Origin of the sequence: Aeromicrobium sp. 50.2.37 (genome assembly GCF_024655735.1) — a bacterium.
Classification (GTDB): domain Bacteria; phylum Actinomycetota; class Actinomycetes; order Propionibacteriales; family Nocardioidaceae; genus Aeromicrobium.
Window position 1 is genome coordinate 61,142 of sequence record NZ_JANLGG010000015.1, and the last position, 12,184, is coordinate 73,325.

The 12,184-nt window shown below is 73.7% G+C and carries 18 protein-coding genes; 8 read left to right on the forward strand and 10 right to left on the reverse strand.

Features of this window, described 5'->3' with window-relative positions; translation table 11 throughout:
* Positions 1-9 precede the first annotated feature (9 nt).
* Positions 10-1,296 (reverse strand): DUF2254 domain-containing protein, encoded by a 1,287-nt coding sequence (locus tag NUV38_RS09780; RefSeq protein WP_257728949.1) that lies wholly within the window; start codon positions 1,294-1,296, stop codon positions 10-12.
* A 218-nt stretch (positions 1,297-1,514) separates the two neighbouring features.
* On the opposite strand from NUV38_RS09780, the gene NUV38_RS09785 reads away from it, so the two are divergent.
* The 4 genes from NUV38_RS09785 to NUV38_RS09800 are packed head-to-tail and all read left to right on the forward strand — an operon-like array spanning position 1,515 to position 4,357.
* Positions 1,515-2,423, forward strand: a complete 909-nt coding sequence (locus NUV38_RS09785) for an acyl-CoA dehydrogenase (protein ID WP_257728950.1) — start codon at positions 1,515-1,517, stop codon at positions 2,421-2,423.
* A complete protein-coding gene (locus NUV38_RS09790; protein WP_257728951.1) occupies positions 2,420-3,130 on the forward strand; it encodes a PIG-L deacetylase family protein in 711 nt (236 codons plus the stop codon). The genes NUV38_RS09785 and NUV38_RS09790 overlap by 4 nt, the downstream gene beginning before the upstream one ends.
* A complete protein-coding gene (locus NUV38_RS09795; RefSeq protein ID WP_257728952.1) occupies positions 3,127-3,681 on the forward strand; it encodes a nodulation S family protein in 555 nt (184 codons plus the stop codon). Before NUV38_RS09790 ends, NUV38_RS09795 begins: the two co-directional genes overlap by 4 nt.
* Positions 3,674-4,357 (forward strand): glycosyltransferase family 2 protein, encoded by a 684-nt coding sequence (locus tag NUV38_RS09800; RefSeq protein WP_257728953.1) that lies wholly within the window; start codon positions 3,674-3,676, stop codon positions 4,355-4,357. The genes NUV38_RS09795 and NUV38_RS09800 overlap by 8 nt, the downstream gene beginning before the upstream one ends.
* Before the next feature lie 723 nt (positions 4,358-5,080).
* Here NUV38_RS09800 and NUV38_RS09805 read toward each other — a convergent pair.
* The 7 genes from NUV38_RS09805 to NUV38_RS09835 are packed head-to-tail and all read right to left on the reverse strand — an operon-like array spanning position 5,081 to position 8,071.
* Positions 5,081-5,662 carry a hypothetical protein gene (locus NUV38_RS09805; protein ID WP_257728954.1) on the reverse strand — a complete coding sequence of 194 codons (582 nt, stop codon included), beginning with the start codon at positions 5,660-5,662 and terminating at the stop codon, positions 5,081-5,083.
* 5 nt (positions 5,663-5,667) lie between these two features.
* A complete protein-coding gene (locus tag NUV38_RS09810; protein WP_257728955.1) occupies positions 5,668-6,291 on the reverse strand; it encodes an alkaline shock response membrane anchor protein AmaP in 624 nt (207 codons plus the stop codon).
* 32 nt (positions 6,292-6,323) lie between these two features.
* Positions 6,324-6,710, reverse strand: a complete 387-nt coding sequence (locus NUV38_RS09815) for an Asp23/Gls24 family envelope stress response protein (protein WP_056552723.1) — start codon at positions 6,708-6,710, stop codon at positions 6,324-6,326.
* Positions 6,703-6,882 (reverse strand): hypothetical protein, encoded by a 180-nt coding sequence (locus tag NUV38_RS09820; protein WP_055969542.1) that lies wholly within the window; start codon positions 6,880-6,882, stop codon positions 6,703-6,705. Before NUV38_RS09820 ends, NUV38_RS09815 begins: the two co-directional genes overlap by 8 nt.
* A 54-nt stretch (positions 6,883-6,936) precedes the next feature.
* Positions 6,937-7,263 (reverse strand): hypothetical protein, encoded by a 327-nt coding sequence (locus NUV38_RS09825; RefSeq protein ID WP_257728956.1) that lies wholly within the window; start codon positions 7,261-7,263, stop codon positions 6,937-6,939.
* Positions 7,260-7,628 (reverse strand): hypothetical protein, encoded by a 369-nt coding sequence (locus tag NUV38_RS09830; RefSeq protein WP_257728957.1) that lies wholly within the window; start codon positions 7,626-7,628, stop codon positions 7,260-7,262. Before NUV38_RS09830 ends, NUV38_RS09825 begins: the two co-directional genes overlap by 4 nt.
* Positions 7,625-8,071 (reverse strand): Asp23/Gls24 family envelope stress response protein, encoded by a 447-nt coding sequence (locus NUV38_RS09835; RefSeq protein ID WP_257728958.1) that lies wholly within the window; start codon positions 8,069-8,071, stop codon positions 7,625-7,627. Before NUV38_RS09835 ends, NUV38_RS09830 begins: the two co-directional genes overlap by 4 nt.
* Before the next feature lie 188 nt (positions 8,072-8,259).
* Here NUV38_RS09835 and NUV38_RS09840 point away from each other — a divergent pair, with 188 nt between their 5' ends.
* From NUV38_RS09840 to NUV38_RS09850, 3 genes are read left to right on the forward strand one after another with little or no spacing between them, the layout of a single operon-like run.
* On the forward strand, positions 8,260-8,904 hold the full coding sequence (locus NUV38_RS09840) for an RNA polymerase sigma factor (protein ID WP_257728959.1): 645 nt from the start codon (positions 8,260-8,262) through the stop codon (positions 8,902-8,904).
* A 5-nt stretch (positions 8,905-8,909) separates the two neighbouring features.
* Complete coding sequence (locus NUV38_RS09845; RefSeq protein WP_257728960.1) at positions 8,910-9,422, forward strand: hypothetical protein; 513 nt, start codon at positions 8,910-8,912, stop codon at positions 9,420-9,422.
* Entirely contained in the window at positions 9,419-9,802 is a 384-nt protein-coding gene (locus NUV38_RS09850) for an SRPBCC family protein (protein ID WP_257728961.1), read from the forward strand. Before NUV38_RS09845 ends, NUV38_RS09850 begins: the two co-directional genes overlap by 4 nt.
* A 15-nt stretch (positions 9,803-9,817) precedes the next feature.
* Here NUV38_RS09850 and NUV38_RS09855 read toward each other — a convergent pair whose 3' ends face one another.
* Entirely contained in the window at positions 9,818-10,420 is a 603-nt protein-coding gene (locus tag NUV38_RS09855; RefSeq protein WP_257728962.1) for a flavodoxin family protein, read from the reverse strand.
* A gap of 176 nt (positions 10,421-10,596) precedes the next feature.
* On the opposite strand from NUV38_RS09855, the gene NUV38_RS09860 reads away from it, so the two are divergent.
* Complete coding sequence (locus tag NUV38_RS09860; protein WP_257728963.1) at positions 10,597-11,412, forward strand: DUF1295 domain-containing protein; 816 nt, start codon at positions 10,597-10,599, stop codon at positions 11,410-11,412.
* Here the strand turns inward: NUV38_RS09860 and NUV38_RS09865 are convergent.
* Positions 11,393-12,118 carry a hemolysin III family protein gene (locus NUV38_RS09865; protein WP_257728964.1) on the reverse strand — a complete coding sequence of 242 codons (726 nt, stop codon included), beginning with the start codon at positions 12,116-12,118 and terminating at the stop codon, positions 11,393-11,395. The two genes, NUV38_RS09860 and NUV38_RS09865, sit on opposite strands and share 20 nt — an antisense overlap.
* Between the last annotated feature and the right edge of the window lie 66 nt (positions 12,119-12,184).

The window sequence follows — 12,184 nt, forward strand, 5'->3', positions numbered from 1 at the left end:
GCCGACGGGTCAGAGCCGCTGCCCGGTGAGCAGGCTGCGAGCGCGCGCCACGAGCGCGCGCTGGGCCACCTGCTCCGCCCGCGTGAGGTCCGCCGCCTCCACGGCGACCTCCACCTCGCCCACGTGGCGCAGGAGCGCAGCCCGCTGCTCGGGATCGTCGAGCTGCTCCCCCACCACGCCCGCGGCCTGGACGAGCGCGGCCAGCACGGCGGGCTGCTCGGCACCGCATCGACGGACCGCGCCGAAAATCTCGTCGACCACGTCGTCGAAGGACGGTCGAGCCACTCGCAGCCGCACCTGCCCGGCGTCGCGCAGACCGTAGTCCCCGAGGGGCGCGCGAGCCGCGGCGACCAGCACCGAGGCGAGGTGTCCCACCGCGGTGGTCGCCGTCGTCGGGTCGTTGATCCCCGGGGAGAGCGCCCTCAGGGCGATGTCGACCAACTGCCCGACGCCGAACGTCACGTCCTGGGCGGCGGTGCGCTCCGCACCGACGGCCACGCAGTCGCGCAGACCGGTACCGGTGTCACCGGTCCCGTCGCCCTGCACCCTCAGCACCGGCTGCCCGTGCACGACCCAGGCCCCCACCGGGACGACGACGTCGACCCGCGCCCCGTGCTCGCGCGCCCACACCAGCAGCCGGTCCTCGTCCACCGACTGCACGAAGCCGCTGCAGTCCGACCGCACGGGCGTCCCCGAGGCCGGGTCGTCGGTGACGACGGCCGGCACGACGTCGCGCCGCAGCCCGGACGCCGTTCGCCGGGCCGCCTCGGCGATGTCCTCCATCGTCTTCTCCACCCGGCTGACCTCGACCACGTGCGCGATGAACCAGACCAGGGCCAGCACCGACGTCAGGGCGAGCACCAGCGCGAGCGTCACCGCGACGCCGGGGACGAACGCCTTTCCCTCGTCGGCCGAGCGGACCGACAGCAGCACGACCAGGCTGAAGGTGAAGCTCGCGAGCAGGATCGCCAGGACCGACTGGTTGCGAAGGTCGCGCAGGAAGGTACGCAGCAGCCGCGGGCTGAACTGGCTGGACGCGAGCTGCAGGGTCACCATCGTCAAGGAGAACGTCAGGCTCGTGACCGTCATGGTGGACCCGGCGATCGTGGACAGCACGGCCCTCGCACCGTCCGGGCCGCCGCCGAACACCAGGGCCGAGTCCCACCCGCCCCAGGACCGCTGCGCAGCGGGGAGCGCGACCCCCGCCATCAGGCCCACCACCACGGCGGCGCCCGGCAGCAGCCAGAACAGTTCACGACCTCGTTCGAGCAGGACCTCGGTCCGGACACTGGCCATCGGGCCATTGTGCCGTCACGGCCGACCCGGCGCTCCACACCCGACTCGTGCCCCCACGGACGTCCACGGACGGGGGGACGATGCGACCGAGCGGCGCCGGAGCCCCGATCGCTCAGGCGGGCGGATCGCGTCGGCCCGCCCGGAACGCCGCGTTTGGGAGACCAGCAGGTGGGTACCCCTCACGAGCGGCCTCGTGGTCGCCCGGACGAGGGAGAGGGATGGGACTGACGGCAGACACGGTGCGCGAGCGCACGCGGTCGCCCCTGCCGATGCCGGGCAGCGGTGCCACCCAGGGCCGACTCGACGCGCTCGTCGCCCTCGGGCACGAGGACCTGTCGCTCGCCAAGCTGGCCGAGCCGCACCACGACGCCGTCGCGATCGGCGCCGACCTGGGTCACCCGATCGACACCGACGGCGTGTGGGCCGTCTGGGCGGCGGCACCGCCGTTCGCGGTCGTCCGTGCGACGCGGTCCGGCGAGCGCTGGCGCCTCGACGGCACGAAGGCCTTCTGCTCGGGTGCGGACCTGGTGACCCACGCGCTCGTGACCGCCGACGACGACGGACGCGACCGGTTGTTCGCCGTGGACCTCGACCAGCCGGGCGTCGCCGTCGACGACCGGGCCCCGGCCTGGGTGGGTCCGGGCATGACCGACGCCCGCACGGTCTCGCTGCGTCTCGACGCCGTGGAGGCGGTAGCCGTCGGAGCACCCGGGGCGTACGTGCAGCGGCCGGGGTTCTGGCACGGCGCGATCGGCATCGCCGCCGTGTGGACCGGTGGCGCCCGCGCCGTGGCGGACGTGCTCGAGAGGTCGGCCCGGTTGGACGAGCACGGGCTGGCCCACCGTGGTGCCGTCCGCGCGGCCCTGCACACCGCCACCGCCCTGCTGGACGACGCGGCGCGCAGGATCGACGCCGACCCGTCCCGCGACGCGGAACGACTGGCGCTGTCGGTGCGCGCCGGGGTGGCCGACGCGGTCGACACCGTGCTGCACCACGTCGGCCGGGCCACCGGGCCGGGGCCGCTCGCGTTCGACGCCGAGCACGCCCGACGGGTGGCCGACCTGCAGGTCTTCGTGCGGCAGCACCACGCCGAGCGGGACCTCGCCCGGCTCGGAGGACTCCCATGAGCCAGCACCCGGCGGCGCCCTGGTCCGAGGTCCTGCGCGGTGCGAACCTGCCCCGGGCCTCCGCGCCGTCCGGCCAGGTGGTGGTGCTCTCGGCCCACCCCGACGACGAGGTGCTGGGCGTGGGCGCCTGGCTCGCGGGGCTGGCCCGGCACTCGGTGCGGTTCGTCGTGGCGACCGACGGCGAGCGCTCGCACCCCGACAGCCCGACCCTCACGCCCGACCAGCTGCGCACCGTGCGCCGGGCCGAGCTCGATGAGGCGCTCGCCGTCCTCGGGCACGACCGGCCGGACGTGACCCACCTCGGCCTGCGCGACGCGGCCCTGCCTGACGACGAGACGGCACTGCGCAACCGACTGACAACGCTGCTCGCGGACGCGTCGCTCGTCGTCGTGCCGTTCGAGGACGACGGCCATGCCGACCACGACGTGGTCGGCCGCGTGGCCCGCGAGGTGGTGCCCGCGGGAGCCACCCTCTGGCGCTACCCCGTGTGGCGGTGGACGGTGACCACCCCGTCCGCGCAGGCCTCGTGGCTGCGCGGGGCGGCCCTGCTCCCCTACGACGCGGCGGCGCACGCCCACAAGGCGACGGCTCTGCGCTGCTTCCGCAGCCAGCTCGAGCCACTCTCACCACATCCCGCCGACGCGCCCGTGGTGACCGAGACGCTGCTGGCCCACGCCCTGCACGCCCCCGAGGTGGTCCTCACGTGACCGACCCGGCCTACTTCGAGCACCTGTACCGCACCGACCCCGACCCGTGGCTCCTCGACAGCGCCCCGTACGAGGAGCGCAAGCGGGAGCTGACGCTCGCGAGCCTGCCTCGCCGGCAGTACGGGCGTGCCTTCGAGCCGGCGTGCGCGGCCGGTCAGGTCACCCAGCTGCTGGCGACCCGGTGTGACGAGGTGGTGGCCATGGATCTCGTCGAGATCGCACTCGAGCGGCTGCGGCAGCGCGAGCTGAGCCGCGTCGAGGTGCGCCGCGGGTCGATCCCGCACGACTGGCCGGACGGCGTCTTCGACCTGGTGGTGCTGTCGGAGGTGCTGTACTTCCTGTCCCCCGAGGACCGGGCGCTGACCGCACGGAGGACCGTCGAGAGCCTGGCCGACGACGGCCAGGTGCTGGCCGTGCACTGGCGCCACGACTTCGACGAGGCGGCATCGCGCCCGGACGACGCGCACGCCGACCTGCACGCGGCCGGCCTGCGCGGCGTCGTCACGCACGTGGAGCGGGACTTCCGGCTCGAGGTGCTGGACCGTGCCTGAGGTCGATCGCATCGGCGTCGTGGTGCCGGCCCGCGACGAGGCCGCCCACGTCGGCGCGTGCCTCGCGGCCCTGGCCGAGGCGGCCCGGAACGTGACCGTTCCGGTCGAGGTGGTGGTGGTCGTGAACGCCACTCTCGACGCCACCGCCGCCATCGCGCGTCGACACGGTGCGCGCGTGCTGGAGCGGGCCGAGGCCGGGGTCGGCGCCGCCCGCGCGGCAGGTGTGGCCGCCCTGCTGGAGGGCCGCGACCCGACCCGCACCTGGATCGCCACGACCGATGCCGACTCGCGCGTCCCCCCGGCCTGGTTGGAGCACCACCTCCACCTCGCCGCTGCGGGTGCCGATGCGGTGGTCGGCACCATCATGCTGCCGCCCGATGCGACCCCCGGACACGCAGCGTGGTGGCGCCACTACCAACGGGGCGTCGACGGCGGGAGCCACCGCCACGTGCATGGCGCCAACCTCGGGGTGCACGCCTCCGCCTACCGCTCCGTGGGTGGGTTCGCGACCCTCACCGTCCACGAGGACGCCGACCTGGTGCACCGCGTGGTGGCGGCGGGCCACCGCGTCGTGTGGACGACGGAGCACTCCGTGGTCACCTCGCCGCGCCTGGTCGGTCGGGCACCGGCGGGCGTGGCGGCAGACCTGCGCGCGTGGTCGGCTCCGGCGGGCTGACCTCGACCGGTGCGGCGGGGGGTGGCTGGCTGGGTCTTCCCTGCTGCTGCGTCGCTCGGGTGGGTTTCCGGTCGCTGCTGCGTCGCTGTCGTTGCGAGTGGGCGAGGTCTCCGAAAGGGCCTCGACCGGAGCGGGGGCTCTGGGCTCGGGTGGGTCTGCGGGGCGCGGCCACGATGCTCCCTCTGTGCGGGATCCACGCACGATTCTCCCTTCGCGTGGACCGTTCCTCGCGAAGGAAGCACCGTGGCGACGACTCCGGCCCCGTACGGGCAGGGATTCTCCCTCTCCGTGGAACGGTCCGCGCAAAGGGAGAATCCCTACCCCACTCAACGCGCGACTCTCCCCTGCGGACGCAGGATTCTGCCTTCACGTGCACCAACCCGAACGATGCTGCGTTCACGACCGGATCCCGTAGCGAACGCAGCATCCTTCGCCCCCTCACGCACGAACGCAGAACCTTGCGTCCCCCGAGCCACGCTCCGAGAGCCCACCCGTGCCCGGTCCCGTCCGCCGGTCGAGGCCCTTTCGGAGGCCGACCCGCTTCGCGGCCACAGCGACGCAGCCGCAGGTCGGAGCTCCGCCAGCCCGACGCAGCCGCAGGTCGAGACCCAGCCACAGCGACGCAGCAGGTAGGGACGAACCACCCGCAGCGACGCTCCGACGACGCCACGAGAACCCACGACGAGGAGCCGCCCGGCTCCTCGTCGCTCGGGGATCCGTCGCTCAGTGCACCCGCGAGAGCGCCCGACCCCGAGCCGCGACCCGCAGTCGGACGGCGGCGCGCAGGTCCTCACGCCCCAGGACGTCGTTGAGCTGGGCCGAGACCTCGTCGGCGCGCTCGGCCAGGTGGGCCAGGTCGGCCTCGGGCTCGATGGTCGCGTCGACCCGGGCCACGAGCTGGCCGCGGTCCTTCACGACCGTGCCACGCGCGGACCGCACGCCGTCGGTGGTGGCGTAGGCGTCTGCGGCGGCGCCGAGCGCCTTGCCGGCGAGGGCCTCGTTGCGGCCGTCGGGACCACTCCCGCCGAGGCGCAGGCGCGAGACGGTGTTGCGGCGCAGGTGGGCGAGGATCCAGCGCAGGCCGACGAGCGCCACGACGACGCCGACGACCGCGACCACCCAGGCCACCCAGGAGGTGCCGAGGGCGTCCGACACCGCTGAGGTGCTGCTCGTGTCGGGCAGCGTGGTGCCCGAGATCGAGCGTCCGGACCACCACCACAGGCCCGCAAGGCCGCCGGCGAGCAGCAGCAGCGAGAGCACGAGGGTGGCGATGCGGTCGAGCAGGAGGACGGTACGACTGATCATGGGACTCAGCTCTTCTCGTGACGGATGGTGACGTCGACGCGGGGCGACGGGTCGACGGCGGCGCAGACCTTCTCGACCTGCTCGCGGACGGTGGACTCGAGCGAGGCGTCGCGGTCGGCGGTGGCCACGGACCGGGCGACGACCTTGACCTTGCGACGGCCGACCGAGACGTCGGCGTCGGTGACGCCGTCCGTGCCGTCGATCGCGGCCTCCACGACGCGGGTGAGGTCCTTGCGACGCAGGTGGACGCCGCTGTCGGCCGTGAGCGCGAGGGTGCGTCGCGGCCGCGGCTTCAGGGAGATCGGCAGCAGCAGCACGCCGACCACCAGCGCCACGATCGCGGCGGCGAGCACGGCGGGCGCGTCTCCCGCGACCCCGTCGCCGGCCTGCACGACGGTGTCCAGCCAAGAGTCGCCCGAGACCGCACCGAGCTGCACGAGCAGGTGCTGGACCGCGACGACGCCGACTGCCACGAGGGCGAGAGCGAGCAGCTGCGCCACGAGGGGCGTGGCGCCGGTCCCGGCCGGGGACTTCGCCGCCGGCAGGGGTGCAGCGTGCTGCGTGGTCGCGTTCCGGGCCGTGGTGGCGGCGCGGTCGCTGGTCGCGGGACTGGTGGTCTCGGAAGACATGGGAGGTCCTTCTACGGGGGGATGGGGTGGGATCAGAGGACGCGGCGGGCCGGCTCGTCGAGGTGCACCACGTCGGCCACGGTCACGTCGACCCGGCTGACGGTGACGCCGACGAGGGTGTCGACCCGCTCGGTGACGTGCTCACGGACCCGGTCGGTCAGGGGCGCCAGCGGCGTGGGCCACACGGCGGCCACCTCGACCTTGATGCGCGACGTCTCGCCGGCCACGACGGCGTCGGCGTGCGGCAAGCCCTTGCGGACCAGCTTCGTCCAGCCCTTGCGGGTGTCGACGACGGCCTCGATCTCCGAGGCCGCGATCGACGCCACACGACTGACGACGCCGTCGGCGATCGTGGTGCGGCCGCGCTCGGCCGGTGCGGGCAGGTCGTCGCGCCCGACGGGCGCCTGCACGTCAGCCACGGTCCCGGCGTCCGAGGATGCCGGACAGGTCGACCTCGCCGTCGACGTGGCCGCCGACGAGGTAGCCCGCCGTCCCGAGCACGAGCGCGAACAGGAAGCCGGCGAAGCCGCCCGCGGCGGCGGCGATGGCGAGCAGGAGGCCGGCGATGAGGCCGACGGTGGAGGTGGTCATGTCAGGTACTCCTTCGTGGGGCCCGCGGAGGCGGGCGATGGGGGGAGGTAGGGGTCAGATGTCGAAGTAGCGGCGGCGTCGGGGCGTGGGCACCCGGGCCGAGACGGCACCGGAGACCTGCCGCAGCACGCGCCGCGCGGTCGTCCAGGGCCCGTGCATCGACTCGGGGAGGAAGTCCGGTACGGCCCGCAGCGCGTCCTCCCGGACGCCGAAGCGATGGTCGAGCGCGGCGAGCCGGGCCTGCAGGACCTCGGGGTCTCCCCCGACGTCCGGGTGGTGGCGTCGCACCAGGGCGCGACGCTCGCGGCGCCACTGCTCGCGCAGCGAGGAGTCGACCGGCCCCTGGTACGGCCTCTCCTGCGCCCCGGCGCCGCCGCTCACGGTTCGGTCGACCGCGCGGTGGTCCGTGCCGGCACAACGTCCTCGACGACGACCTGCACCGGCGTCCCCACGACGGGGCCCACGGCCGAGCGGACGGCGTCGGCCAGCTCGCGCAGGGGCGAGCCCATCGTGGCCACCACGTGCACCTCGGTGAGGTCGTCGCGGATGCGGATGCCGGTCACCCGGCGGCCCGGCAGGTACGTCCCGACCTCGCCGAAGGACCCTGCGTGCAGGTCCGCGACGCCAGGCACCGCGAGGGCCGCCTCGGCCGCCCGCTCCGCCGGGGTGGACGCTCCGTCGTTCGCGGAGGCGTCCTCCCCGACGCGCGCGGCGTCGGCGTGACCGGTCGGGTCGGGGGCGCTCACTGGACCCGCGGCTCGCTGTTGGTGCTGTCGTCAGCGGACTCGTCGGCCTCGATGTGGATGTCCTGCACCTCGATGTTGACCTCGACGACGCTCAGGCCGACCATGCGCTCGACGGCGTTGATGACGTTCGTGCGGATGCCCTTGGCCAGGTCGGCGATGGAGACGCCGTACTCGGCGACGAGCTGGATGTCGATGGCGGCCTCCTTCTCGCCCACCTCGACCGAGATGCCCTGCGAGTGGTTGGTGGAGGAGCCGGGGATCCGCTCGCGGAGCGCGCCGACGGCCCGGGCGGTGCCGCCACCGAGCGCGTACACGCCGGTGACCTCACGCGTCGCGATGCCGGCGATCTTGGAGACGACCGTGTCGGCGATGGTCGTACGGCCCTGCGTGCTCTCGAGCTCGCTGGAGGTCGTGGTGGTCTTGGCGATGGCCTTCTCGCTCACGTCATCATTCCTGTTCTGGAGTTCGTCGTTGATCGGACACAGGTGAGACGGGACGACCCCGCCGATCGTCACGCACCTGTGAGGCACGTCACCCGCGCGAGGACGTTTGAACGGGCGGGACCCGCGGGCCGGTGCCACCATCGACGAGGCGACACCACCGTCGCCACGTCGAGATGCAGGAGCCAGCGGTGCGCGGAAGCCAGGCGTCGACGTCGGGACCTGCCGGTCGCGCCGCGGTCGACGGGTCCGGCAGGAGCGAGCTGGAGGCCGTCACCGACAACGCCCTCGCCCGCCGCGCGGGGCTCGGCGACCGGGCCGCCTTCGAGGAGCTGTTCGGCCGCCTGTTCCCAGGCACCCTGCGCTACGCGACGCGACTGCTCGACGGTGACGAGCGCGCGGCCGAGGACGCCGTGCAGGAGGCCTGGGTCAAGGCCTGGCGCGCCCTGCCGGACTTCCAGGGCCGCTCGAAGGTGCAGACGTGGCTGTTCACGATCGTCCAGCGCGAGGCCTACGAGCGTCGGCGCCGGACGCGGCCGCTCGCGGTGGACGACCAGATCCTCGAGCCCCTCGCCCGCGGCGGAGACGCGGCACTGGGGGCGGCACGGCGCACCGACCCCGAGGACGAGGCGATGCTGCACGAGCTGTGGGAGACGTTGACGCTCGCTCTCGGTGAACTACCGTGGACGCAGCGGGCGGCGTGGACCCTGCGCGAGATCGAAGGATTCTCGTACGCGGAGATCGCGCACGTGCTCGACACGACCCCGACCGTGGTGCGCGGACAGCTGCACCGCGCTCGACGCACCCTGGCGATCCGGATGGAGCAGTGGCGATGAGCGGGATGGAGGCAGTACCCGACGGCATCGACCTCGCCCAGGGCGAGGCCGCCCTTGCCCTGGCCGCGGCCCAGCTGCGCACCCTCCCACCACCGACGCGGGTCGTCTCGGTCGCCGACCGCGTGCTCGAGCGGGCGCTGGCCGCACCCCGCCGTGCCGTGCTGGTGGACACCGTCCACGACGACCTGCGGGTCTCGTCGGTCGCGATCGTCGCCCTGCTGCGCGAGGCCCTCGACGCGGGCCTGATCGACGCCGCGGTGCGCCGCGTGACGCTCGACGTCGGCCCTGACGCCGTGCTCGCGGGCGTACGCGTGGAGCTGGTCGTCCGCTACCTCTCCTCGGTCCCCGACATCGCGGACCAGGCCATGGCGCTGACGCGCGCCACGCTGACGGACGTGCTGGGTGACGGTCCTGCACCGGGTGCGGCCGACGTGGTGCCGCACGTGCACGTGGGCGACGTGACGCTCGGCGACCCGCGCCTCGTCGACCCGCTCGACGAGGGCCTCGACCCCGCGTGAGGCAGCTGACCGTCCACCGGCACGTCGCCGCCGAGCCCGACGTGGTGTGGTCGCTGCTCGTCGACCTCGAGGCCTGGCCGCGCTGGGGCCCGTCGGTGCGCCGCGCCGAGCTCGAGGGCGGCGGCGAGATGGGCCTCGGTGCCCGAGGACACGTCGAGACCGCCGTCGGCGTGCGGCTGCCCTTCGAGGTCACCTCGTTCGATCCCGGCCGCTCCTGGGCGTGGCGGGTCGCGGGCGTGCCGGCCACCACCCATGCCGTGCGACCCGACGGCGACGGGTGCCGCGCGAGCATGGGTGCCCCCCTGTGGGCGCCGGCCTACCTCCCGGTCCTGGCCGCGGCACTGGTGCGGATCGAGCGGCTGGCCACGCGCCCGGCCTAGCCACCGGACCTGCCGTCAGGACGGGTAGGGATCCGCCGCGAGGAGCCGAGCGAGGTGCGCGCCGTTCGCCACCGCTGTCCGCAACGTCTGCAGCGGCGCCTCGGGCGTCTCGTCGAGGTCGTTGTAGTCGACGGTGTGCATCGCCTCGCCGTTCCAGTAGGTGCCGCCCTGGGCCGGGATCGTGCAGCCCACGTCGTCGAGGGCCTGGTAGAGGTCGGCCGTGATCTTGTGGGCGCCGTCCTCGTTGCCGACGACGCCGACGAGCGCGACCGTGCCGTAGAGGATCGGGTTGCCGTCCGCCCGCGTTTCGGACAGCTCGGCGTCCAGCCGCTCCAGGACCCGGTTCGCGACGCTCGACATCTGGCCGACCCAGGTCGGCGTGACGACCACGAGGACGTCGGCGTCGAGCACCTGCTGCCGGATGGTCGGCCACGCATCCCCGTCGCCCATGTCGGTCTCGACACCGGGTCGGACGTCGTGGTCGACGACGCGGACCATGCTCCCGGTCACGTCGTGCTCGGCGAGGGCGTCGAGGAACTGCTGCGCCATCAGCGCACTGCTCGAGGGCGCGTCGCCGGGCTTGAGGGTGCAGTTGAGGGCCAGGGCGGTGAGGGTCATCGGTGGTGCTCCCGTCGGGGTTCGATGGCGACGCGGTCGTGTCGGCGACGTCGTCGGAGGCGTACCCCTCCGATCGGTCGGCATGCGCGTCGTCGGAGGTGCGGTCGAGCAGGACGGACCGCAGCATGGAAGCAGGGGGCGTCGACCGGACGTGTGCCTCTCACCGAGGAGGAACCGTGGATCGACAGAACCTTGCACGCGTGGCGGGCACGTCCGCCCTCGTCACGACCTTGGTGCAGGCGGGCACCGCCGCCGTCGCCCTGCCCCGCGGACGCCGCGACTACGCCGACGGCGCATGGGGGCCGGGCCTCGCAGCCATCGCGCTCACGAGTGCCGTGGTCGGGAACGGCGACCGACGTCGGCGCTGGGCCCTGGCCGCCGCCACCACCGCGTGGGCGGTGCGGCTCGAGTCGCTCATGCTGCCGAGGCTGGCCGGCAGCGACGAGGAGGACCCTCGCTACACCGAGTTCCTCGAGGGCGACTCCACCGCGGTCGCCGCGCTCAAGGTGTTCGTGACGCAGGGCCTGGCCCAGCTGGTCGTCTCGGCACCCCTGCAGGTGGCCGCGGCGAGCACCCTCCCCCGGACGTCACGCCGGCACCTCCTGCCGGTGGGCCTCGTCGTCATGGCGATCGGGACGGTCGTCGAGGCGCTCGCGGACCGGCAGAAGGACGCGTTCAAGAAGCGCGACGACGACGAGAAGCCCGACGTGCTCGACACCGGGTTGTGGGGCGTCTCGCGCCACCCCAACTACCTGGGCGACTCCGTGACCTGGGACGGTGCATGGCTCGCCGCCGCTGCCTCCGCGCCCGCGGGCTGGACCTGGCCGGCACCGGTCGCCATGTCCTACTTCCTCATGTACGCGACGGGCGCCAAGCGCACGGAGCAGCGCATGGAGGACCGTCCCGGCTACCGCGACTACCAGGACCGGGTGCCGTTCTTCTTCCCGGACCCACGCAGGGTGGTGCGTCGGCTCAGCGCAGGGAGTAGGTGACCACGGAGACTGCCGTGTACTGCGCGACGAAGGCCAGGACCGTGCACAGGTGGAAGACCTCGTGGAAGCCGAACGTCTCCGGCGCCGGGTTCGGCCGCTTCATCGCGTAGACCACCCCGCCCACCGTGTAGACGAGCCCGCCGAAGGCGATGAGGCTGATGGCCGTCACGTTGACGCCGGTGCTGAACCGCGAGGCTCCGTCGACGAACGTGGGCAGGAACGGCACGATGATCCAGCCGAGGGCGATGTAGAGGGCCGTGAACACCCAGCGTGGCGCCTCGGTGAACAGGATGCGCAGCACCGAGCTCAGGACGGCGACCGACCAGACGACGCCGAGCAGCCACGCCCGCGCCCCGCCGTCGAGGTAGAGGATCGCGAAGGGCGTGTAGGTGCCGGCGATCAGCACGTAGATGTTGGCGTGGTCGAAACGACGCCAGAACGCCCAGAGGCCGATCTCCCAGGTGCCGCGGTGGTAGATCGACGACACCGTGAACAGCAGGATCGCGCTGGCGACGTAGATCGACGAGCCCCAGCGGGTCGCCGTGGTCGGCGACAGCACGATGAGCACGACGCCGGCCGCCACCAGCACCGGCACGAACCCGGCGTGCATCCAGCCGCGCAGTCGGGGCTTGAGCTCGGCCATCTTGTCGGCCATGCCCCGGGTGCGGCGGTCCACGGGGAGTGCGGCGTCGTCGGTGCTGCTCACGGGAGATCCTCCTGGTCGAGAGAGCGCGACGCGTCGTCACGCACCGTGAACAGCGACGGTGGGACC